Below are 23,142 nucleotides of genomic sequence, written 5' to 3'. Positions count from 1 at the left end.
CATGCTGACCAAACGCATTATTCCCTGCCTGGACGTCAAGGGAGGCCGGGTCGTCAAGGGCGTGCAGTTTCTGGAACTGCGGGACGCCGGAGACCCGGTGGAGATCGCCGCGATGTACGACCAGCAAGGCGCCGACGAGTTGACCTTTCTGGACATCACCGCCTCCAGCGACGAGCGCGACATCATCATCGACGTGGTGCGCCGGACCGCCGAGCGGGTCTTCATGCCTCTCACCGTGGGGGGTGGCATCCGCACCGTGGACGATATCCGCCGCCTGCTGAACGCCGGGGCCGACAAGACCTCCATCAACACCGCCGCCGTACAGCGGCCGGAATTTGTCCAGGAGGCCGCCGAGCGCTTCGGCTCCCAATGCACCGTGGTGGCCATCGATGCCCGTCGCGTGCCGGGTGAGCGACGCTGGGAGGTCTACACCCACGGGGGCCGGACGTCGACCGGCATCGACGCGGTGGAATGGGCCGTGAGGATGGAGGAGTACGGATCGGGTGAGATCCTCCTCACCAGCATGGACCGGGACGGCACCAAGGACGGTTACGATCTGGAGTTGACCCGGGCCATCGTGGATGCGGTTTCCATCCCGGTTATCGCCTCTGGCGGGGTCGGAAATCTGGAACACCTGTACGACGGCTTCGTGAAGGCGGGAGCCGGGGCCTGCCTGGCGGCCTCCATCTTCCATTATCGGGAGTATACCATCGGCGAAGCCAAACAATATCTGCACGATAAAGGGGTGGCGGTACGATTATGAACGAGCGCGACGACATCCTCCAGGCGGTGTATCAGGTCATCCTGGACCGCAAAAACAATCCCTCGGAGAACTCCTATACCGCTTCCCTGATGCACAAGGGGATCGACAAAATCCTCAAGAAGATCGGCGAGGAGGCGACCGAGGTGGTCATCGCCGCCAAGGGGGGCAAGCGGGAAGAGATCGTTTACGAGACCAGCGACCTTGTCTTCCACCTCCTGGTGCTTCTGGGATACTGCGACATCCCGCCCGAGGAGATCTTCGCCGAACTGCGCCGGCGTTTCGGCATGTCGGGCATTGAAGAGAAAAACTCCCGCCCCGCATGAAATCAGTAAAATCTCAAATCTGCCACAGAGAAACAGAAAAAAACAAAAAGCAGAGAAAAAACAGGCTTCCCTGAAAAGAGGTGCTGCCTTTGCCGTTCTCTGTGTCTCTGAGTCTCCGTGGCAGATGCCGATTTTTTGGCGTTACTTTTGCCGCGCTTTTGCACAGGCAAATACCAACCCTCTATTGTCTTTTATATTGACAATCAAACATTTAGTGTTATGATTACGCTCTTACGGATTTATTTACATAACGGCGTCATACGCATCGGGATTTGACACTACTTCACAATGAGGGGGGGGATAATGGATGCCGGGAGTAAAGATCAAAGAAAGCGAACCATTCGAACTCGCCCTGAAGAAATTTAAGAAACAGTGCGAAAAAGCAGGGATTCTCTCCGAGGTTCGCAAACGCGAACATTACGAGAAACCAAGTATCAAGCGGAAGAAAAAGGCGATCGCCGCACGTAAGCGCGCCCTCAAGAAACAACGCAAGATGGTGGACTAGGACGAACATGACACTCAAGGAACAACTTGATACTGCGATGAAGCAAGCCATGAAGGCGCGGGATGACCTGCGCCTTTCGGCTGTTCGCATGGTCCGCTCCACGATCAAAAATCGAGAGATCGAGCAGAAGCGGGAGTTGGACGATCAGGGGGTCATTGAGGTCATCTCGTCCATGGCAAAACAGCGCCGCGAATCGATCCGGCTCTACGGGGAGGGCAACCGTCCCGATCTGGTGGAAAAGGAGGAGGCCGAGCTGGCAGTTCTGCTCGGCTTCCTTCCGTCACAGCTGACCGGCGACGAAATCGCCGAACTGGTAGCCCGGATCATCCGGGAAACAGAAGCCCAGGGTATCAAGGATATGGGCCGGGTCATGAAGGCGCTTACCCCGCTGACGGCGGGTCGGGCTGACGGGAAGGTCGTCAGCGACACGGTCAGGCAGCAGCTCTCCTGACACTGTCGGCCGGTGGTTTCCGGTGATCGAAGTTCTGTATTCTGTTACACGGAAGGGGCAATCTTTTTGATCGCCCCTTCCGTGTAACAATTGCCTGTGCAATGACGTCTGTATCAATCAGGAGTAACGTGACGCTCCTCCGTGAACACTAACCGCCGGGATGGCGCTCACCGACTGATATCTCTGCCCGACAGCCGGCACATGGTTCCCCGATGAATGCATTCAACATCATTATCCTGGCGGTTCTCCTCTTTTTTGCTCTCAAGGGATTGGCCCGCGGGCTCGTCAACGAGGCGTCTTCCCTGATCGGGTTGATTCTGGGCGCCTGGCTGGCGTATCATTTCTATCCGGCCGTTTCACAGCCGATACGGGGCATCACGCATCTGCCGGTACAGATTTGCGCTTTTCTGGCCTTTATCCTGATCCTGCTGATAACGGGCATCGTCATCCATATTGTCGGCAACATCGTCACCACCGCTCTGCGCCTCGTCATGCTGGGGGGTCTCAACCGGATAGGCGGATTGTTGATCGGGGCGGCCGAAGGGGTGCTGCTGCTCAGCCTGCTGTTCAGCACCGCCACAGCGGGCTTTATGCCGGAAAAGCTGAAAACCAGGATCAGGAACACGGAATCGGCCAATCTGTTGGCGCAGACAGGCGATAAAATACTCTCACACTGGCGGAGCGGAGCCACCACACAACAATGATCCCCGAAGAAAAAGTGCGGGAGATCGCGGAACGCGTCTCCATACTTGAAGTTGTCTCGGATTACGTCCAACTGAGACGCGCCGGGGCGAATTACGTGGGTTTGTGTCCGTTCCACGGGGAAAAGACCCCGTCGTTCAACGTCAACCCCGCCCGGGAGATCTTTCACTGTTTCGGCTGCGGCGAGGGGGGCAACGCCTTCTCCTTTGTGATGAAGATGGAGGGGGTCGGGTTCCCGGAAGCGGTCAAACTCCTGGCCCGGAAGGCCGGGATCGAGATCGAGGAACGGCAACTGACCCCGACTGAGCGGCACGCTCAGGACGAGCGGCAGCAGTTCCAGCGGATCAACGAGCTTGCCGCAGACTATTTTCGGTCGGTGCTCCTCAAGGAGCCCGGGGGACAGGCCGCCAGGAATTATCTGAAGGACCGGGCCGTGGATGAGGCTCTGGCCGCTGATTACCGGCTCGGCTTTGCCCCGGACCGGTGGGACGGTCTTGCCAAACATCTCAAGACCCAGGGTGTCGACCTGGAAACGGCCCAAAAACTTGGTATCATACGCAAAGGGGATAACGGCTGGCACGATCTGTTCCGCAATCGCCTGATCTTTCCGATCCGCGACCATAAGGGCCGGATCATCGCTTTTGCCGGGCGCGTGCTGGACTCATCGCTCCCCAAGTACATCAACTCGCCGGAATCGCCGCTGTATCACAAGAGCGCCGTGATGTTCGGCCTGGACATGGCCCTCCCGGCCATCAGGACCGAAAACAGCGTCATCATCGTGGAGGGGTATTTCGATCACCTGGCGCTGTACCGGGCCGGGATACGCAACGTGGTCGCCACCTGCGGCACCGCGCTGACGACAACCCATGCGAGCCTGATCAAGCGCCACGCGGCAAAGGTCTACACCCTGTTCGACAGCGACGCGGCGGGCCTCAAGGCGACCTTCCGCTCCATGGAATTGTTCCTCGAGCAGCGGATGCCGGCCTATGTCGTCACCCTGCCGAGCGGCGACGACCCGGACAGTTTCCTTGCCAAAAACCCGGTGGAGTCCTTCACCGCCTGCCGGGACAAGGCACGGCCGGTGTTCGACCATTACGTACGCACCCTGCTCGCCCGCACCCCGCCGGACAGCGTGGATAACAAGGTGCGGGTCATGGATGAGGTGATCCCCCGCTTCAGGAAAATCGCAGATCCAGTGGAGCGGGATCTGTACGAGAAAGAGATCTGCCGCCTTTTGGGCATCGCGGTGCACGCCTTCCGCAAGCGTCTGGGCGGTATGGACGTCACGGCCCGCGACATGCCCGCGGCGCAGCGACCCCAGACTCACCAGAGGGACCGGTCCCAGGACACCTTGCTGGCTCTGTTGATCAGGTACCCCGAAGCACGCGGCGATGTTCGCGCATTCGGGATCGATAACCTCTTCGAGGGACCGTACCGGCACCTGGCCGAGGCGGTGCTTGCTTCGCTCGGTGCCAGCGAAGACCCTCACCAGGTGCACAGCCTTCTGGAAGGGCTTGAAGACCCTGACCAGAAGCGGATCCTGTCCCAGGTGCTCGTGAACGACGAACACCTTGCAGATATAGATTGGCGTACGGTTATTGCTAATTTTAAGCGCAACAAAGAACAGCGCGCGCTCCACTCCATTCGCGACATCGCCGCACGGTTGGCGGTCCTGGACCCGGACAGCGAAGAATATACAGCGCTTTTACAGCAGGCCGACGCACTACGCACCAGAAAATCGAAGCTGTAGCCCCAAGGGCTGCGTTTGAGGTGAAAAAAATGGCAAAAAAGAACATGGACGACGTGAAACAATTGATCGACCTCGGCAAGGAAAAGGGTTTTCTCACCTTCGACGAGGTCAATGACATACTCCCGCCCGATATCGCCACCGATCAAATCGATGACGTCATGGGCATGTTCGGGGATATGGACATCGAGATCGTCGATTCCGCCCAAAAGGTCAAGATCCCAAAGATGAAGATCGACCTGGAAGAGGACGAGGATGTGGAGGGGGAGGCCGAAGAGGTCGAGTTCGAGCCCGGCTCAATCGGCAGGACCAGCGACCCGGTCCGCATGTACCTGCGGGAGATGGGTTCGGTTTCACTCCTCACCCGCGAGGGAGAAGTGGAGATCGCCAAGCGCATCGAGGACGGCGAACGGGACGTGGCCGGCATCATCCTCAACACCCCCATCACGGTGCGCGAAGTCCTGCAACTGGGGGACAAGTTGCGAAAATTCCAGATGAACGCCTCCGAGATCAGCAAAGAGGTCGAAGAGGAGGAGTTGGAAGAGGACGAAGAGGACGTGCAGAAGACGCGCATCCTTGCAGTTATCGATGAGATTGGCGCCCAGGACCAGATTCTGATCGAACTTGCCGACCAGGTAGAGGCGGCAAAATCGGCGGCCAAGAAGAAGGAACTGGAGAAAAAGGTACGCGAGTCCAAGGAACGTCAGGCAGAACTGCTCAAGTCCCTGCGCCTGAAAGACCGCCACATCAACAAGATCGCCGAGCGCCTCAAGGAACTCTCCATCAAGGTGGAGAAATTAGGGACGGAACTCGCCGATCTGGAAGAGGTTATCCCGGCGGATAAATTGAAGGCCCTCGTGGACCGGCTCCACAAGGACGACGAAAAGGCCATCGCCGATCTCAAAAAATTCAAGCTGGGGACCGACGAGACGCAGAAGCTGGAAAAACGCCTGCGCAGCGCCGCCCGTAAACTGCAAAAGGTGGAACAGGAGTCCGGCTTCAAGGCCAGCGACCTCTCCACCGCCCTGAAAGCCATCGAAGAGGGCGAAGCCAAGGCCCGGATCGCCAAGTCGGAGCTGATCGAGGCCAACCTGCGCCTGGTCGTCTCCATCGCCAAAAAATATACCAACCGTGGCCTGCAGTTCTTGGACCTGATCCAGGAGGGGAATATCGGCCTGATGAAGGCGGTGGACAAGTTCGAGTATCAGCGCGGCTACAAGTTCTCCACCTACGCCACATGGTGGATCCGCCAGGCCATCACCCGCGCCATCGCCGACCAGGCCCGCACCATCCGCATCCCGGTCCACATGATCGAGACTATCAACAAACTGATCCGCACCAGCCGCCAACTGGTCCAGGAGAACGGCCGCGAGCCATCTCCCGAGGAGATCGCCGAGCGGATGCAGCTGCCTCTGGACAAGGTGCGCAAGGTGCTCAAGATCGCCAAGGAACCGATCTCCCTGGAGACCCCCATCGGCGAGGAAGAGGATTCCCACCTGGGCGATTTCATTGAGGACAAGGCGGTCATATCGCCCATCGAGGCGGTCATCAAGGCCAACCTGTCCGAACAGACGGCCCGGGTGTTGTCAACCCTGACGCCTCGCGAAGAAAAGGTTCTGCGTATGCGCTTCGGCATCGGCGAGAAGAGCGACCACACCCTGGAGGAGGTCGGTCAGGATTTCGAGGTCACCCGCGAGCGTATCCGCCAGATCGAGGCCAAGGCCCTGCGCAAACTGCGCCATCCGAGCCGCAGCAAGAAACTCAAGAGCTTCGTGGAATAAGATCCGTGCGCCGATTGCCATTCGCATACCTTGTCATCTCCGCGTTGGCGCTTTTCCTCTGTCTGTCGGGTGCGCTCCGCGCCCCGGCAGCGGAGATCGACGACTCGAACCTTTTTGTGGAGGCCTTTAACGCCTACCAGAAAAAGGATTACCTCCTGGCCATCGACAAGGTCAAACAGCTCACCCAGATGTTCCCCGACACGCCGCTCAAGGACGTGTCCCTGCTGCTCCTGGCCCGTTCCGGCCTGAAGGCTGGCGACAACACCCTGGCAGCCCGCACCGTCAACCAGTTCACCACCGAATTCCCCACCAACCCCTTGCGGTCGAGCATAGAGGACGAACTGCTCGTTCTGGGGACGCGCCTGCACAAGGGCGAAAAGCTCCAGGAGAACAAGGTGCTGCATATGGCCGCCGTAAAGATGCGCAACGAGCAGCTTGCCATCGAGCGGGCCATTGCCGAAAAACAGGAGCAGGAACGCCAAGCCCGGCTCAAGGCCGAACAGGAGCGTATCGCCCGGGAAAAGGCCGAGCTGGAACGCCGGGAGCGGGAGCGGATCGCGGCTGAGAAAACCGCCAAAGAGGCTATCCGCGCGGCCACCGCCATCACCCTGGAAAACAGCCGTGTTGCCCTGGCAGGACAGAACGGGACGCTTCCCTTCGTGATCGCCAACAACACCCAAAATAGCGAGGAGTACATCCTTGAAACCAGCGCACCTGCGGAATACGGCGCGCTGCTGTCGGGCGAGGCAACCCCGGGCACGGCAACCAACCGCGTGACCATCGGGCCGGGGCGGTCCTTCAAAGGGGTCATCGCGTTCCACATACCATCGGACCGGGTGGACGGCGAGCGCAGGGAGATGGCCCTCAAAGTGGCCTCCGCGCGCTTCAGCGATGTGGTCCTGTCCAGTGAAACCCTGGTGACGACCTCCGCGCCGCTGGTGCGTGTCGTAGCGCGGCCCGCCAGCCGGAAGATCACTCCGGGCGGGCAGATCAGCTACCGCATGACCGTGCTGAACATCGGGTCCGAGACGGCGCGTGACCTGACCGTACGGACGACCCTGCCGCCCCAGTTCGAGTTCCCGGAGGCGGAGAACCCCCAATTCCACCGCGAAGGCACGGACACACTGTCGTTCAGGATCGACGCCCTGGAAACCGGAAGGATGGCGGAATACCACCTGAACCTGAGGGTACGCGGCGACAGCCGCAACGGGCAGGAGGTGCGGTGCCGGATAGAGGTTGCCAACGGGCAACTGCAACGCACGGAGACCTTCGCCTCCAGCGTTGCGACGGTGCAGGCTAACTGACCGCACAACCGTACCCACATGACATACCGCCAAACGGCCCCCGGGTGTTATATCCCGGGGGCCGTTTGCGTTACAAGCTGCTGAGGTAGATTCTCTTTGTACGTGCACCACATGAGGTAAGAGCAGTATATACCTAGATTCAACCATAATCCATATCTTGGGAGCAAGACAAAACATATTGACAGTTAAGCTTGACAGTTTAACTGCCAATATGGCATACTCTATTCATGTCATCGTCCAAACACATCGAAACGGCCGTCAGCGAACTGACACTTGCCTTGGGTTCTCTTATCAGGCGTATTCGGGCGGCAGCCCCTTCGGAACTTAGCGCACTATCATGGACACAAAAATCCGTGATCGTCCGCCTTGACAAAGACGGCCCAACAACCGCCGCAGATCTTGCGCGCGCCGAGGGGGTAAAGTCGCAGTCCATGGGAACGGCCATCGCAACACTGGCAAGAATGGGGCTGGTCGAACGCGAGGCGCACCCTACCGACGGTCGCCGAATGAACATCGTTTTGACCGCCAAAGGCAAGACCATGCGCAAGAATGTGCGAGAGGCCAAACATGCCTGGCTGGCTCACGCCATAGGAAAACTCGACAGGAAAGAGCAAGAAAAGCTCTTCGCGGCGGGCGAAGTTATAAAAAAACTCGTCGATCTATGAAAAATTCGCTTTTCCATGCCGGGCGCGCATTACGGTACCGGAATTTCAGGCTCTTTTTCATGGGACAAGGCATTTCGCTCGTCGGCACCTGGATGACGCGAATGGCGACCGGCTGGCTGGTTTACCGGCTGACCGGCTCGGCGTTCCTTCTCGGCATTGTCGGCTTTGCAGGCCAGATTGTTCCCTTCCTTCTTCAACCATTGGCAGGGGCATGGGTTGAAAGAATGGATCGCCGGAAACTCCTGATCCGGACGCAGGCCGCGGCAGCCATCCAGTCTTTTGTGCTTGCGGCCCTTACCCTCAGCCACATTATTACGATTTGGGAGATCATCGCGCTCAGCGCCGTGCAGGGGCTGGTCAATGCCTTTGATGCGCCGGGACGCCACTCGTTTTTTATCCAAATGATCGAGGATCGGAACTATATTGGAAACGCCATTGCCCTGAACTCGACGATGGTCAATGGCGCGCGCCTATTGGGGCCTGCCCTTGCCGGGGTCACGATCGGGCTTGTCGGGGAGGGCGGATGCTTTCTGATCGACGGCATAAGTTATGTAGCGGTCGTCGCATCGCTTCTCATGATGAAGATCAAACCGGTGGAAACAGCGCATACGGCGGACAATCTGTTCAGGCAAGTGCGCGAGGGCTGGGATTATGTGCGCGGCTTCTCCCCTCTCAGGACGATCCTTGTGCTTTTCGCCGTCGTCTCGCTGATGGGGTATCCGTATATGGTTTTGCTCCCTGTCTTTGCCAGTCAGGTTTTCCATGGCGGCCCCTATGCATTGGGCTGGCTTACGGCTGCTTCCGGGCTGGGGGCGCTCGTTTCCGCGCTTTCCCTCGCATTCCGAAAATCGGTCGTCGGTTTGACGCGCATGATCCAGATGAGTTCGGCCACCCTCGGAGTTGCGCTCATCCTGTTCGGTTTCTCCCGCCAGTTCGCTCTGTCGCTTGTGCTCATGGGATTTGCGGGTTTCGGCATGATGCAGAGCGCTTCCGCGAGCAGTACGGTTATTCAGACCCTCGTGCCAGAGGATAAGCGGGCCCGCGTCATCAGCTACTACGCCATGGCATATTTCGGTGCGGCCCCCATCGGCAGCCTGCTGGCAGGCGCCCTGGCCCAGAAGATCGGTGCTGCCGGCACGATTATCATCACCGGGACATTCTGTCTTGTGGGCTCCCTGTGGTTCTCGCTGCAGATGCCCAAAATCGGAACGGTCATGCGCCCGATCTATCGGGAAATGGGGCTTTGCCCAAATAACCCGGATAAGGAACAATGAAATGAAGCTTGAACCGTCCAAAACCGCCGTACTGACGCTTGACCTTCAAAAAGGGATATTGGCGATGGTGGACGGCTATGAAAGCATTCTTCCCAACGCATCCAGAATCGTGGAACTGGCCCGAAAGAAACCGTATCAGCTTATCCATGTGGGGCTGGGATTTTCCGAAGGCCACCCGGAAGTAGCCGATTGGGACACGCCCTTTCTCAGGGCAAAACACAACAATCTCTTTGTCAAAGGAAGCCCTTCCGCCGAATTTCACAGCGCGATTGCCCAACCCGGCGACCTGATTATCTATAAACAACGCATCGGCGCGTTCTCCGAGAACCACCTCAACCTGACGCTTCGCGCGCGCGGAATTGAAAATCTGGTCCTTTTCGGCATTTCCACCAGCGGCATCGTCCTTGCGACCGTCACCAGAGCGTTCGACCTGGATTTCAGGCTTACCATCATTCGCGATGCCTGCTGCGATGCGGATGCGGAGGTCCATAGCGTTCTGACGGAAAAAATATTTCCAAAACGCGGAACGGTCACCACTACGGACGCGTTTATCTCCGAACAGGAATAACCAACTGGGAGGGACTCAACATGAACTGGGCAAACCCTATCGCGTATTTTTTCGGCGGTGCTTTCCTCGCCAACGCCATTCCGCATACTGTCTGCGGCATGATGGGACGTTCTTTTCAAAGTCCTTTCGCAAAGCCGTCCGGTGTAGGGCTTTCGTCATCCACGGTTAATGTCGTCTGGGGCTTCTTTAACATGATGGCGGCGTATCTTCTTATTTTCCACGTTGGGGCTTTCGACCTCTATGCAACCACGGATGTTATTGCCATGGGAATGGGCGCCTTCCTGATCGCCCTTTATTCGGCGCGCCATTTTGGAAAATTTCATGGCGGCAATTCCCCCCCTAGTGGATGCATCTGACCCGGATGGTGTCTTGTGGGGGGCGGGGGCGGAATGCAACTGTAGCCTTGCCGAAAACAATTAATTGTAGTATTGCTCCGAATGTTGAACCGAAGTATTCTGGTTCAGACCCCTTGAATGGGTACTCGTGCGGGCCGAAAACGGCGTACCAACATGGGCACGACGAACATGGCGCCAAGGACGATCAGCATGGTCGTGTTGGGGTCGTGAAAGTAGGAGTTAAGACGCAGGGTCGTAAGCGCAATGACGGCGAAATAGAGCATGTCCCCGGCGATGGCGAAAGCCCAGCCGGCGAGGAATCCGTGACCGGCGGCGAGCGCCGAGGCGCGCCCGGTCATGGGATCGACGCCAAAGGCGATCATGACGAGCGTGACGGGGCCTGCGCCGGGGCCGCCGAAATGCGCCGCGCTGCGGGCCGTTGCGGCCTTTAAAACGTTGCCGAAGCGGGCTAACAGGGGGATCTTGCCGCACACGAGTGCGAGCAACCGGAGGACCGGTTCAAAGGCAAGGGCCAGGGCAAGATCCGAAACCAGGTAGAGCAGCGTGGTGATGGGCCAGGCCAACCCCTTGGCGCTGGCGAGCATGACGCCGGCAGGGATTCCGCCACCTACGGGTATGACGAAGAGCTTCAGCACCGACAGCATGACGGATGGGGACGGGACCAAGTGGAAAATCTGTTCGGACAAAGGGAAAGCGGCCATGGGGTTCCTGATGCGACGATAGCGGTAATGGGGAGTTACAAAACCACTAGGTTGTCCCGGTGGATGATCACGTCCCCGTAATGATACCCCAGGACATCGTCGATCTCGCTACTCTTTTTGCCCACCAGTTGAGCCGCCTCGACGCTGGAATAATCCGACAGGCCCCGGGCGAACTCCACACCGTCCGGCCCGCAGACCCGCACGCACCCTCCCCGCTCGAAACGCCCCTCGACCCGCACAACCCCTGACGGCAGAAGGCTCTTGCCCCGTTTCTGCAACACCTCCCGCGCACCTTCATCCACCACCACCCGGCCGGACGGCTTGAGGGTGTAGGCAATCCAATGTTTGCGGCGATTGAGCCCCTCTCCGGCAGGGAGGAACAGGGTGCCCACCTCGGCGCCAGCCAGGGCCGCAGCGATGATCCCGGCGCGCTTGCCGTCAACCATGATGGTCGGCACGCCGTTCTTGCCAGCCTTCTTGGCAGCCGCCACCTTGGTGGCCATGCCGCCGGTGCCGACCTTGGACCCGGCCCCCCCTGCGGCCCGCTCCACATCACGGCTGATACCCTTCACCAACGGTATCAGCCGGGCGTCCGGGTCCCGGTGGGGGTCGGCGCTGTAGAACCCTTCGATATCGGTCAGGATCAGCAGCAGATTGGCCTCGGCCACGTTGGTGACCAGGGCCGACAGGTTGTCGTTGTCCCCAAACTTTATCTCGTCCACCACCACGGTGTCGTTCTCGTTGATCACCGGGATGATGCCGAAACCCAACAGGGCGTTCAGGGTGGCCCGGGCGTTGAGGAAGCGCTGCCGGTTGACCAGGTCCTCGCTGGTCAGGAGTACCTGGGCCGCCTTGAGGCCGTGGGGGCTCAAGGCCTCTTCATAGGCCCGCATGAGGCGCGACTGGCCGATGGCCGCCGCAGCCTGTTTCTGGGGGATGGTCCGGGGCTTTTCCGTCAGGCCCAGCTCGCTCCTGCCGGCGGCGATGGCGCCGGACGATACGACGACGACCTGAAGGTGCAGGGCCTGCAGGGCGGCGATGTCGCTACAGATCCGCCCGATGACCGCCAGATCCAGGGCGCCGTCACCGTCGGTCAGCACCCTGCTGCCGATCTTGATCACCACCCGCTTCACGGATTTCAATATCTCTTTACGCATCCCTATTCCTTAGTAGCCCACAAGCGCCGGGCGATCTCGTCCAGAAGCGCCTCGACCCCTTCACCGGTGGCGGATGAGATGGGGAATACCTTGATCTTTCGATCCTCGAACCAGTTCTTGATCTCGGCGAGCCGCTCTTGGGTCTGGGGCAGGTCGGTCTTTGTGATCACCACCACCTGTTCCTTTGCGCCCAATTCGGGGCTGAACAGGGCCAGTTCGCGGCAGACCGCCTCATACTCTTCCAGGGGGTCCCGGTCCGGCATCCAGGAGATATCCACCAGGTGCAGCAGGATGCCGGAGCGTTCCAGGTGCTTGAGGAAACGGTGCCCCAGACCGGCGCCGGCGTGGGCCCCCTCGATGATGCCGGGAATATCGGCCACCACGAAGGAACGGTAATTCTTGTATTCCACCACGCCCAGGCTGGGGACCATGGTGGTGAAGGGATAGTCGGCGATCTTGGGGCGGGCGGCGGAAATCTTGCTGATGAGCGACGATTTGCCCGCATTGGGCAGGCCCAACAGCCCCACGTCAGCCATGAGCTTCAGTTCCAGCCGCAGCTTGCGTTCCTCCCCCTCTTCCCCCGGTTGGGCGAATTTGGGCGCCTTATTGGTGGCAGTGGCAAAGCGAGCGTTCCCCTGCCCTCCCCGCCCCCCCTTGAGCAGCACCACCCGTTGGCCGTCCTCGGTCAGATCGGTCAACTGTTCGTCGGTTTCGGCGTCCTTGATGACCGTGCCCACCGGCACCTTGATGACCAAGTCCTCCCCGCCGGCGCCGTGGCGGTTTTTGCCCATGCCGTTGTGTCCCTTCTCGGCCTTCTGGTGCGGGCGGTGGCGCAGTTCCAGCAGGGTGGAGAGGCCGGATGTGGCCACGAAGATCACATCCCCTCCCTTGCCGCCGTCGCCGCCACTGGGGCCACCAAACTCGATGAACTTCTCGTGACGGAAGGCGACACAACCGGCGCCGCCATGGCCGGAGGCGGTGAACAGGGTTACTTCATCAATGAATTTCATAGGCTACTTTCCGTCCAGCCAGGCCTGGATGGCCTGGAGACGCGTCCCCCAGGCATCGTTTAAGCGCTCGTTCAGGAATGCGGCGAACAGGCTGTCGAAGAGCTGGACGCCTTGCTCCAACAGGAACATGCGCTCGTAGAAGACCGCCTCCCGCTCGCTCATCTGATCCACGGTGGCGTCCTTCTCGATGCGTACCTGGGGGCATTTGAGGGAGGCAAAACCGAAGGTCTCCCCCTTGAGGGTCAATTTCCAGGGGTTTTCGTCCTTCTCCATGCAGATAGTGGCGCTGGTGATTCGTTTCCCGCCCTTGAGGGCCGAGATGGCCTCCAGATAACTATCCTGGGAACCGGAGACGGAGACCTTCTGGATGCTCCCTTCCTCGCTCCCCCCCTGAAACTGGATACGGTCGTCGATCCAGGCCGAAAAGCGCTCGCCGTTGGCGAAATGGCCCGGTCGGCTGACGTTGAACTCTCCTTCTCCGTTCACCCCACGTTGGAGGAGCCAGAGAAGGAAATCCCATCCCAACCACTGGTTGTCGCGGATCTGGGCCGCCACCGCGTCCGACCCGGCCAGGTTGGCGGCCTCCAGTTTGTCCAGCATCGGCCCCTCCACCAACATCCTGGCCCGGGCAAAGGGGTGGATGATCACCGGGCTGAGCCCCTCGAAGGTCTTGCGGAAGATATCCTCGAAGCGTTCCAGAACCTTGGTTCCCAGGCTGAACAGGGTCAGTATGCCGTTCCTCTGGTCCCAGACCACGTCCACGCTTGAGGGGACCGGCAGGGACTTGGTCAAAAGACGCAACTGCACCTGCTCCTTGATCTCCTCCCGCTTCTTTTTGGGCGCCCGGCGCAGGTTGGGGTGTTGGGCCAGGAATGCCCCCTCCTCCCGGCCGGTGTGGGATTTGAGCAGGGCGGTCGGCACCTTGCGCTGGTCGCGGCGCAGGGAGAAGACCAGGTAGTTGTCACGCCAGAAATCGGATGGCGCCTCGAAAGCGGCGTCATCGGGATGGTCCACCAGGGTCCATCCCTCGGAGGACTCCTCGGCGGAGTTTTCGATGGACTGGAACCCCCGGGCGGACAGTTTTTCTGAAAACCACTGGAACTGATCGTTCTTCGGCAGGTCGCCGGTTATGGTGTACTGGGTGATGCTGACGGTGTTGGCGTAGACTCCCATGTTGCAGGTGCTTCCTTTCGGATGATATCTTGAACAGCTGGTTAGTATGACATATTTTCATGGGTTGCGCCACGATTATGGGACCTATGAGACCAATGGGACTTATAGGCCCCTTCCCATTAGTTCCATAAGTTCCAAAAACCCATCATTCCCTACCTGCTCAGCAGCCTGCCGTACTCGGCGGCATCCAGCGCCGTGTGCCAGTGGCCGGTGAACCTGCCCACCAGCGTCCCCCCCCAGAAGATCAGCACCACCATGAGGGCGAAGAGGACGCCGGGGATGACAAACCTGCCTGCGGCTCGCATGGAAAGGGCTCCATCCACCCGACAGTGGCTGACGCAGCGCCAGCAGCCGATACATTCGGGAGAATTCACGCTCCGCTTGTGCATGACGTCGATATAGGTGGGGCAGACTTGGCTGCAGGCTCCGCAGGAGACACATCGGTCGCTGTCGCGGGTAACCCGGACCGGCGAGAGCAGGGCCGTGAGCCCCAACAGGGCACCGTAAGGGCAAAGGTAGCGGCAGAAAGGGTTGCGCAGAACTACGGAGACTGCCACCAGGAAGATGATGATCCCCAGGGCCGTGGGTGAGAGGTGCAGGAAGAAGTCCAAAAGGCGTACATCGGCAACCTTGTGGTAATCGGAGACGATGAAATCACGTAGCGCACCGGCCGACATGCCGATCGCGACGGTATAGATGAAAAAGGCCATCAACAGGTACTTCAGGCCGCGCAGGATCACATCCGGCCAGCGGGGAAGACGATAGTTGCGCTTAACGACTTTGAACCCAGCCTTCCAGGAGCATTCCGAGATGGTCGCCACCGGACAGATCCACGAGCAGAAGGAACGCCGCAGCAGCAGGGACACCGCCAGTACGGCCAGGAAAATCACCACCGCTGCCGGATGGACCGGGTTGATGCCGAGCCCCTTGAGCCAGCCGGCCAACCCCAGGAGCCCGGAAATAGGCAGAAAGCCCTCGATGCCGTCGGGACGCGCCACGTGGGTGGTTGTGCCGTCAAAACGGAGGTAGCTGACAAATTGATAGAAACGAAACCCAAGCCAGAGCATGAAGACGAGGAAGCAGAACTGGATCAGGATGCGCAACGGCTGAACATAACGAGCGGGCATGGAGCCTCCGGGCAGAAAGAAGAAGGGCGGGTTATGCACCCGCCCTCTCTGGTTATTGGTCGATCTTCACGGCCACGTAGTAGATCGCGCCGTCGGGGCGTTTCAGGAGCAGGCGGGCCACGTCGCCCTTCTTAAGCTTGGCGGCCGCGGCATTATATTTTTCCAGTGTATCCGGCCGCTGCCCGTTGATCTCTATGATCAGGTCGCCGGCGGTGATCCCCACCTCTTCGGCGGGTGAGCCCGGTTTCACCTCGCTGACGATCAGGCCCTTGGTATCCCTGATCCCCAGGCGGGAGGCCAACTCCTTGGTAAGCTCCTGCACCGCAATGCCCATGGTTGCACTCTCAGTGAAATCGTCTGTGTTGGCCAGGGTTCCGCCGTCCTTCAGCCGGGCTATGGCCACCGTCACCTCCTGCTTCTTGCCGTCGCGGAAGATCACCAGTTTGACCTTCTTGTCGATGGGGGTGACCGCCACATAGCGGGGTAGTTCATTCCCCTCGTTGATCGGTTTGCCGTCGTATTCCAGGATGATGTCGCCCGCCTTGAGGCCCGCCTTCTCGGCCGGACCATCTTTCTCCACGTTGGCGACCAGCGCTCCCTTATCGGAATCAAGGCCGAAGGACTTGGCCAGATCGGCGGTCAACGGTTGGAAGCGAACCCCCAGGTAGCCCCTGGTAACCTTGCCTTTGTCGCGCAGTTGGGCCACCACGTCCTTTGCCATGTTGATGGGAATGGCAAACCCGATGCCCTGCCCACCGGAGATGATGGCAGTATTGATGCCGATCACCTGGCCCTCGGCATTAAAGAGCGGCCCACCGGAGTTGCCCGGGTTGATGGAGGCGTCGGTCTGGATGTAGTCGTCGTAAGGTCCGCTGCCGATCACGCGCCCCTTGGCGCTGACGATCCCGGCCGTGACGGTCTGGGCCAGACCAAAGGGATTGCCGATGGCCATAACCCATTCACCAACCTCCAACCTATCGCTGTCCCCCAGTTCGGCAACCGGCAATTTCTCCTTTTCGCTGATCTTGACCAAGGCCAGGTCGAGTTTTTCGTCGCTCCCCTTGATCTCCCCCTTGACCTCTCTGCCGTCGGAGAGCTTGACCATCACCTCATCGGCGCCCTTGACTACATGGTTGTTGGTCAGGATGTACCCTTCGGCGCTGATGATGAAACCGGTACCCAAAGCCTGTTCGCGACGCGGCCTCTGTTGCGGCATTTCATCAAAATAGCGGCCAAAGAAGTCGTCGAAGAAGTTGTTGAAAGGATTCTGCTGGAACTGGGGGTGTTGCGCCCGTTGCCGCGGTTTGATGTTTTTGGTGGTCCGTATGTTGACGACGGTTGGTTTGAGCCGTTTCGCCAGCTCGACGAAATCGGGGCTAATCGGCTTGGCAATCGATATGACCGGTAGTGCAAGGGTGGCAATCATACCGACGACCAGACAACGGACAGTGGACACGAATGATGTGGACATGTGCTGACCTCCCTGAAATCACTGATTGATGAACCGAGAAGGGCGGATCGCATTACCAGCCGCGACGCCGCCCTTGACCCGTTTTCTAAAAAAGTAATCCATCAACCGGCAAAAATCAAGTTTCCCTAAGCCTCCCGCAGAATATACCCCTGTCCACGGACGGTATGGATCAGTTTGGCGGGGTAGTCCTTGTCGATCTTCTTACGCAAGTAATTGACATACACGTCAATGATGTTCGTAAAGCTGTCAAAGGCGTAGTCCCATACGTGTTCGGCGATCATGGCCCGGGAGAGGACGGTATTGGGATTGCGCATCAGGTACTCCAGCAGGCCGTATTCCTTGGACGTCAGCTCGATCTCCTTGCTGCCGCGCCACACCTTGTGGCTTACCGGGTCGAGCCGCAGGTCGGCGAAGCGGATCTCGGCGCCCCGGTCCAACTCCCCCCTTCGCAGGAGCGCACGGACGCGCGCCAGCAGTTCGGCAAAGGCGAACGGCTTGGTGAGGTAGTCGTCGGAACCGGCATCAAGGCCGGACACAATATCCTCCATGTTGTCCCGGGCGGTCAGCATCAGGACCGGCACACGGTTCCCACTCTCGCGCAATTCCTTGATCACCGTCATGCCGTCCTTTTTGGGCAGCATCATATCCATGATGACCAGGTTGTAGTCACCTTCCCGGGCCTGCTTGAAGCCGTCGAGACCGTCATAGGCCACCGTAACCTTGTAGTTGTCGTCCTCAAGGCCACGTTTGATGAAGCTGGCTACCTTCTTTTCGTCTTCAACCACGAGAATCTTCATGTCCTACCCCCTTCATTATAGGTCTCGATCCAGCATGCGCATCAATCGACAGGTGTGTATGGGGAAACTAATAGGCGGACAACTCATCCATGCGGCGCATTATTTCGGATGCCGCCTCCTCCACCGATTTGTTGGTCACATCTATGGTCATCCAGTCCGGGTGCTGCCGGTACAGCCTCTTGCAGTACTCCACTTCATCCTCAACCTGCTGGTAATCGGCATAACTCCCGCGGGGGCTCTGCCGCATGTTGAGCAGCCGTGAGGTGCGAATCTCCACCAGACGCCGGGTATCGATGACCAGTCCCACGATCTTGGTCTGGTCGATCTGAAACAGCTCCTCCGGGGGGGCGATCCCCTTGACCAGCGGCACGTTGGCCACCTTGTATCCTTTGTGGGCCAGATACATGGAAAGGGGGGTCTTGGACGACCGGGAAACCCCCACCAGAACCAGGTCGGCCTTGTAGAGGTGACGGGGCTCCTGGCCGTCATCATGCTTAACCGTGAAATCCACCGCCTCGACCCGCTTGTGGTACTCGGTATCGATGCGGTGCAACAGTCCGGGAATCTCCCGCGAGGGAGCCCCCAGATAGCGCGACATGTTATAGATCAGACTGCTGAGCAGGTCGACCACGATCAGGCCATGTTCCTCGGCAACCCGTTCAACCGCCTCGGAAAGATGCGGGTCCACGAGGGTATAGACCAGCATCCCGGGATCGCGCACCACCACCGCCAGAGCTTGCTGCAAATCGCTCTGGGAGCGGATCTGGAACAGGCGATGGACCTTGACGTCCTCTTCGTAGAATTGGGAGAGAGCCGCCTTGATTACCCGCTCGGCGGTCTCGCCGGTCGAGTCGGAAAGAACGTAAATGGTTTTCATGATCTCGCCGCAGCCCCGTTCGTCTCATTAGTTTAAGGACGTTTTTTCTAATTAAAATAGAGCCAGCTTCGTAATATGTCAAGAGATTTTGTTTGCGGGTCAGCCGATTAACACTTTACATATCGCTACGATTGCATATATTTTGTTTGCTTGGTTCGGATCGCTGCCGAATGGCCCCACCGGGCATTTGCCCGCCGTGGGTCGTACAAGGCATAGATTGAGGTTTTGAATGGGGCTTGCCGAGGATTTTGCAACACTTGAACAAATGCTGGCCGACCTCGTCCTCCGCTACGATCAGTATTTTTCGGGCCTGGAAAAACGGGAACCGCTGCCCTTGCGCGCCGAGGTAGAGAGGGCGGTGCGGCGCCATACCGGTACTCCCATCAACAACACCATGCTCAAGCATAAATTTACCACCCTGGTAGCCCGTCTCAATACCTACCGCGAACACTGGAATCGTATCCTCAGGCTTATGGAAGAGGGCAAATACTCCCGAGATCGCTTCATCAGCGACCTTCACCAGAGGCAGCGCGGCGTTGCCCCGTCGGCAAGGAACGTGGCCGCGCGGCCGGGGCCCGACAACGAGATCGAACGGGTCTACCGAGAATACTGCGAGGCCCGCAAAAGCTGCAACCTGCCGGTGGACGGCATCAGCCGCGACCAAATCCGGGCTGCCATTGAGAAGCAGAAGCCTACCCTCACGGGCAAGCTGGGAACCGACGATCTGAGCTTCCGGGTGGTGGTGGAGAACGGCAAACCCAAAATCAAAGCCGGACTGAGAAAATGAGCCGGTGAACACGAACGCCAGTAATCCGATGATCTCTTCCCTCACAACCGCTCAACCGCCTCAAATCGTCGACTGCCTGGCCGCCCTGCGCAGGGGCGAGCGACGCATCGTGCTGCCGGGCCTGAAGGGCTCCGCAGCGGCGTATGCCGTTGCCGGCCTGCTCGGTTCCTCCTCTCAAAACCTATTGGTCATTACCGCCGATCAGGAGGCCGCCGACGAATTCAGCCGTGAACTGGCCTTTTTCAGCAGCGACCCGGCACCGCTCTCCTTCCCTGCCTGGGACAGCGCTCCCTTTTCGGCTGCATCCCCCCATCCCGACATCTCCGGAGCGCGACTCGACGCCCTCTCCCGCATGCACGGCAACCAGGCGCAGGTGGTGGTGCTGCCGGTGGCGGCGGCCCTGCAAAAAGTCCTGCCCCGCTCCCTTTTCAATCAGGTTTCCTGTTACTTGGTGGCCGGAGAAGAGTTCGAGCGGGAAGAGCTTTTGGCCAAACTGGTCAGGCTCGGCTACTCAAGCGTCCCGCTAGTTGAGGACCGGGGCACCTTTGCCGTTCGGGGCGGCATCCTGGACATCTTCCCTCCCAATCTGGGCACGCCGGTCAGGATCGAGTTCTTCGGCGACACGGTAGAGACCATGCGCGCCTTCGACCCCCTTACCCAGCGCTCCCTCCAGCCGGTGGACGAGTTGGTGCTGCTCCCGTCCCGGGAGTTGCTCCTCACCGACGAGGTGTTGGAGAATATCGCACCGCGGCTAAAAGAGCGCTGCGACGCTCTGGACATCCCGGCCGACCGGCGGCGCCTGATCCTGGAGGACCTGCGCAACGCGGTCTATTTCCAGGGCATCGAGTACCTCCAGCCGCTCCTGCACCCCGGCCTGGAAACGCTCTTCGACTACGCGCCGGCCGCCGCGCTGGTTCTGCTCGACCCCGAGGCTGTCCGCGATGCCGCGGCCCGGTTCGCCGACGAGGTCGTCGCTGGCGAAAGCAAGGCCTCCAGCACCGGCCTGCCCCATTCGCCGTCGGAGGAACTCTACCTGGGCGCCGGAGAACTGGACGACATCATGGCCGGCAAGAGCCGCCTGGAGATGTCGGGGCTGGCCCTGGACGACACGGGCGGGGCTACAACTATTACCATTCCGTGCGAGGATAATGCCGGCCTGCGGGTGTCCGTCTCCAAGGAGACCACCCATGCCCTGGCCCCTCTCTCCCAGACCCTGCGGGGGTGGCTCGACCAGGGCTTCCGCATCCTCATCGCCTGTCATCAGCGTCCTCAGGCCGAGCGCCTCAAGGAGTTGCTCGCCCCCTACGGCATCCCCTGTTCCACCAGCGAGGGGACCTTTTCCGTAGAATCAGCCGGCGATCCGTCTCCCGCCGGCGTAACCCTGATCATGGGGGAGATCTCTCGTGGTTTCCGCCTCCCTTCCTCACGTCTGGCCCTGATCGCCGAAGAGGAATTGTTCGGAAAGCGGGTCAAGCGGCGGGGTCTCTCCGAGGTGCGCAAGAAACAGATTCTGGCCTCCCTGGCCGAGCTCAAGCCGGGCGACTATATGGTCCATGTGGACCACGGCATCGGCCTGTACCGGGGCCTCCAGCATGTCAGCATCGCCGGCATCGGCGGCGACTTCCTGCTTCTGGAGTATGCCGGCGGCGATAAACTCTATCTGCCCATGGACCGGCTGGGGCTGGTGCAGCGCTATGTGGGACCCGAGGGGAGCCAGCCGGGGCTGGACAAGCTAGGGGGCACCTCGTGGGAGAAGTCCAAGGGAAAGGCCAAAAAGGATATCGAGGAGTTGGCCGGAGAACTGCTGGATATCTATGCCAAGCGCCAGATCTGCGAAGGTTTCTCCTTTTCGCCCCCGGACGAGATGTACCGGGAGTTTGAGGCCTCTTTCGCCTGGGAGGAGACCCCCGACCAACTCTCCGCCATCCAGGATGTGCTGGCCGACATGCAGCACTCCCGGCCCATGGACCGGCTGGTATGCGGCGATGTCGGATACGGCAAGACCGAGGTGGCCCTGAGGGGCGCCTTCAAGGCCGCCCTGGACGGCAAACAGGTGGGTATCCTGGTGCCGACCACCATCCTGGCCCAGCAGCACTACGAAACCTTCCACGAACGGCTTAAGGAGTATCCGGTCACGGTGGAGGTCATCTCCCGCTTCCGCACCCCCAAGGAACAGAAGGAACTTCTGGAGCGCCTCAGAAAAGGCGACATCGACATCATTATCGGCACCCACCGTCTGTTGCAGAAGGATGTGGCCTTCAAGGACCTGGGACTTCTGATCATCGACGAAGAACAACGCTTCGGCGTCAAGGACAAGGAGCGGCTCAAGGCGTTCCGCGCCGTGGTGGACGTCATGACCCTGACCGCCACCCCGATCCCCCGCACCCTGTACATGTCGATGATGGGCATCCGCGACCTGTCCATCATCGACACCCCTCCGGTGGACCGCCTGGCCGTCAAGACCTTCGTGGCCCGTTTCTCCGAGGAGTTGATCCGGGAGGCGGTTATGCGCGAACTGCGCCGCGGGGGCCAGGTCTTTTTTGTCCACAATCGGGTCCAGACCATCGCCAAGCGCCTGGAACAGCTCGCTGCCATCGTGCCCGAGGCGAGGATCGCCGTGGGGCACGGCCAGATGAACGAACACGAATTGGAAAAAGTCATGCTCGGCTTCATGCACGGGGAGACCAACGTGCTCCTCTGCACCACCATCATCGAATCGGGCCTGGACATTCCCAACGCCAACACCCTGATCATCGACCATGCCGACAAGTTCGGCCTGTCCCAGCTCTACCAGTTGCGCGGCCGGGTGGGGCGTTCGACCCAGCGGGGTTACGCCTACCTGCTCATACCGGGCGAGGGTTCCATCAGCGGCGATGCCCGGGAACGCCTGCGCATCCTCCAGGATATCTCCGAACTGGGTGCAGGGTTCCGCATCGCCACCCACGACATGGAGATCCGCGGGGCGGGGGACATGCTGGGGAGCCGCCAGTCCGGCACCGTGGTGGAGATCGGCTTCGAACTGTACAACCAGATGCTGGAGGAGACCATCTGCCGCCTGCGGGGCGAGGAGATGATCGAACGGGTCGAGCCGGAGATCAACCTCAAGGTGCCGGCCTTCATCCCCGAGGCGTACATCAAGGAGACCGGCCAACGTCTGGTGATCTACAAAAAACTGACCCAGGCCGAGAACGAGGAGGATATACTGGAGGTGCAGAACGAGGTGAGCGACCGTTTCGGCGCCTACCCGCTGGCCACCTCCTACCTGTTCGAGATCATGAAGCTGCGCATCCTTCTGAAACGCCTGCTGGTGCGGCAGATCGACTACGACGGCAAGAGCATCATTGTCTCCTTCCACCCCCGCACCCCGGCCCCGCCGGACACCATCATCGCCATGATGCGCAACGAACCGAAGAAGTACCAGTTCACCCCCGACTACCGTTTGGTGGCGGCCATCACCGGCAGCGCCTTCGAGGACATCCTGGGCACGACCCGCAAACTGCTGCTCCGCCTTCTGCCGTCTGCCTAGGACCTCTTTACCGCAGAGAAGCACAAGGCCCTCTCCTGCAATCTTAATGAAAAATAATGGTACAACTTCATTGAATT

At 59.8% G+C, this 23,142-nt stretch carries 22 protein-coding genes; 14 read left to right on the top strand and 8 right to left on the bottom strand.

All coding sequences use genetic code 11. The features are described from left to right. Position 1: 1 nt before the first annotated feature. The 12 genes from hisF to LDN12_RS16630 all read left to right on the top strand — a co-directional run bounded on the left by hisF (position 2) and on the right by LDN12_RS16630 (position 10,439). Positions 2 to 763 carry an imidazole glycerol phosphate synthase subunit HisF gene (gene hisF / locus LDN12_RS16685; RefSeq protein WP_223923778.1) on the top strand — a complete coding sequence of 254 codons (762 nt, stop codon included), beginning with the start codon at positions 2 to 4 and terminating at the stop codon, positions 761 to 763. Continuing rightward, positions 760 to 1,086 (top strand): phosphoribosyl-ATP diphosphatase, encoded by a 327-nt coding sequence (locus LDN12_RS16680; protein WP_223923777.1) that lies wholly within the window; start codon positions 760 to 762, stop codon positions 1,084 to 1,086. Before hisF ends, LDN12_RS16680 begins: the two co-directional genes overlap by 4 nt. A 307-nt stretch (positions 1,087 to 1,393) precedes the next feature. Then, on the top strand, positions 1,394 to 1,591 hold the full coding sequence (gene rpsU / locus LDN12_RS16675; protein ID WP_223923776.1) for a 30S ribosomal protein S21: 198 nt from the start codon (positions 1,394 to 1,396) through the stop codon (positions 1,589 to 1,591). A gap of 7 nt (positions 1,592 to 1,598) precedes the next feature. Further along, positions 1,599 to 2,042 carry a GatB/YqeY domain-containing protein gene (locus LDN12_RS16670; RefSeq protein WP_223923775.1) on the top strand — a complete coding sequence of 148 codons (444 nt, stop codon included), beginning with the start codon at positions 1,599 to 1,601 and terminating at the stop codon, positions 2,040 to 2,042. 212 nt (positions 2,043 to 2,254) lie between these two features. Then, positions 2,255 to 2,746, top strand: coding sequence for a CvpA family protein (locus tag LDN12_RS16665; protein WP_223923774.1), 492 nt, complete (start codon positions 2,255 to 2,257; stop codon positions 2,744 to 2,746). Further along, the gene (gene dnaG / locus LDN12_RS16660) at positions 2,743 to 4,494 is read left to right on the top strand and encodes a DNA primase (protein WP_223923773.1); all 1,752 of its coding nucleotides are present in this window, start codon (positions 2,743 to 2,745) and stop codon (positions 4,492 to 4,494) included. The genes LDN12_RS16665 and dnaG overlap by 4 nt, the downstream gene beginning before the upstream one ends. Before the next feature lie 29 nt (positions 4,495 to 4,523). After that, entirely contained in the window at positions 4,524 to 6,272 is a 1,749-nt protein-coding gene (gene rpoD, locus LDN12_RS16655) for an RNA polymerase sigma factor RpoD (protein ID WP_238482115.1), read from the top strand. A 5-nt stretch (positions 6,273 to 6,277) separates the two neighbouring features. Continuing rightward, the gene (bamD, locus tag LDN12_RS16650) at positions 6,278 to 7,576 is read left to right on the top strand and encodes an outer membrane protein assembly factor BamD (RefSeq protein WP_223923772.1); all 1,299 of its coding nucleotides are present in this window, start codon (positions 6,278 to 6,280) and stop codon (positions 7,574 to 7,576) included. A 227-nt stretch (positions 7,577 to 7,803) separates the two neighbouring features. After that, complete coding sequence (locus LDN12_RS16645; RefSeq protein WP_223923771.1) at positions 7,804 to 8,241, top strand: MarR family winged helix-turn-helix transcriptional regulator; 438 nt, start codon at positions 7,804 to 7,806, stop codon at positions 8,239 to 8,241. Beyond that, the gene (locus tag LDN12_RS16640) at positions 8,238 to 9,515 is read left to right on the top strand and encodes an MFS transporter (protein ID WP_223923770.1); all 1,278 of its coding nucleotides are present in this window, start codon (positions 8,238 to 8,240) and stop codon (positions 9,513 to 9,515) included. The genes LDN12_RS16645 and LDN12_RS16640 overlap by 4 nt, the downstream gene beginning before the upstream one ends. 1 nt (position 9,516) lies before the next feature. After that, the gene (locus LDN12_RS16635) at positions 9,517 to 10,083 is read left to right on the top strand and encodes an isochorismatase family cysteine hydrolase (RefSeq protein ID WP_223923769.1); all 567 of its coding nucleotides are present in this window, start codon (positions 9,517 to 9,519) and stop codon (positions 10,081 to 10,083) included. A gap of 20 nt (positions 10,084 to 10,103) precedes the next feature. Continuing rightward, positions 10,104 to 10,439: a hypothetical protein gene (locus LDN12_RS16630; RefSeq protein ID WP_223923768.1), complete on the top strand. Its 336-nt coding sequence runs from the start codon at positions 10,104 to 10,106 to the stop codon at positions 10,437 to 10,439. A 104-nt stretch (positions 10,440 to 10,543) separates the two neighbouring features. Here LDN12_RS16630 and LDN12_RS16625 read toward each other — a convergent pair whose 3' ends face one another. The 8 genes from LDN12_RS16625 to LDN12_RS16590 all read right to left on the bottom strand — a co-directional run bounded on the left by LDN12_RS16625 (position 10,544) and on the right by LDN12_RS16590 (position 18,752). Further along, a complete protein-coding gene (locus tag LDN12_RS16625) occupies positions 10,544 to 11,140 on the bottom strand; it encodes a hypothetical protein (RefSeq protein WP_223923767.1) in 597 nt (198 codons plus the stop codon). A gap of 35 nt (positions 11,141 to 11,175) precedes the next feature. Continuing rightward, complete coding sequence (proB, locus tag LDN12_RS16620) at positions 11,176 to 12,297, bottom strand: glutamate 5-kinase (protein ID WP_223923766.1); 1,122 nt, start codon at positions 12,295 to 12,297, stop codon at positions 11,176 to 11,178. A 2-nt stretch (positions 12,298 to 12,299) separates the two neighbouring features. Next, positions 12,300 to 13,307 (bottom strand): GTPase ObgE, encoded by a 1,008-nt coding sequence (gene obgE, locus LDN12_RS16615; protein ID WP_223923765.1) that lies wholly within the window; start codon positions 13,305 to 13,307, stop codon positions 12,300 to 12,302. Between the two features lie 3 nt (positions 13,308 to 13,310). After that, positions 13,311 to 14,480 (bottom strand): recombination-associated protein RdgC, encoded by a 1,170-nt coding sequence (gene rdgC / locus LDN12_RS16610; RefSeq protein WP_223923764.1) that lies wholly within the window; start codon positions 14,478 to 14,480, stop codon positions 13,311 to 13,313. A gap of 152 nt (positions 14,481 to 14,632) precedes the next feature. Further along, on the bottom strand, positions 14,633 to 15,607 hold the full coding sequence (locus LDN12_RS16605) for a 4Fe-4S binding protein (protein WP_223923763.1): 975 nt from the start codon (positions 15,605 to 15,607) through the stop codon (positions 14,633 to 14,635). Between the two features lie 52 nt (positions 15,608 to 15,659). Then, complete coding sequence (locus LDN12_RS16600; RefSeq protein WP_223923762.1) at positions 15,660 to 17,078, bottom strand: DegQ family serine endoprotease; 1,419 nt, start codon at positions 17,076 to 17,078, stop codon at positions 15,660 to 15,662. Between the two features lie 125 nt (positions 17,079 to 17,203). Then, positions 17,204 to 17,875 (bottom strand): response regulator transcription factor, encoded by a 672-nt coding sequence (locus tag LDN12_RS16595; RefSeq protein ID WP_223923761.1) that lies wholly within the window; start codon positions 17,873 to 17,875, stop codon positions 17,204 to 17,206. A 67-nt stretch (positions 17,876 to 17,942) separates the two neighbouring features. Continuing rightward, positions 17,943 to 18,752 carry a pyruvate, water dikinase regulatory protein gene (locus tag LDN12_RS16590; protein WP_223923760.1) on the bottom strand — a complete coding sequence of 270 codons (810 nt, stop codon included), beginning with the start codon at positions 18,750 to 18,752 and terminating at the stop codon, positions 17,943 to 17,945. A gap of 229 nt (positions 18,753 to 18,981) precedes the next feature. On the opposite strand from LDN12_RS16590, the gene LDN12_RS16585 reads away from it, so the two are divergent. Next, positions 18,982 to 19,539: an MXAN_5187 C-terminal domain-containing protein gene (locus LDN12_RS16585; protein ID WP_223923759.1), complete on the top strand. Its 558-nt coding sequence runs from the start codon at positions 18,982 to 18,984 to the stop codon at positions 19,537 to 19,539. Positions 19,540 to 19,567: 28 nt separating this feature from the next. Beyond that, positions 19,568 to 23,065: a transcription-repair coupling factor gene (mfd, locus tag LDN12_RS16580; protein WP_223924096.1), complete on the top strand. Its 3,498-nt coding sequence runs from the start codon at positions 19,568 to 19,570 to the stop codon at positions 23,063 to 23,065. The last annotated feature ends 77 nt before the right edge of the window (positions 23,066 to 23,142 follow it).

This window comes from Geobacter sp. AOG2, from assembly GCF_019972295.1.
GTDB lineage: Bacteria > Desulfobacterota > Desulfuromonadia > Geobacterales > Pseudopelobacteraceae > Oryzomonas.
Note: the sequence above shows the minus strand (reverse complement) of the source record. Positions and strands in the feature narration are given on the sequence as shown.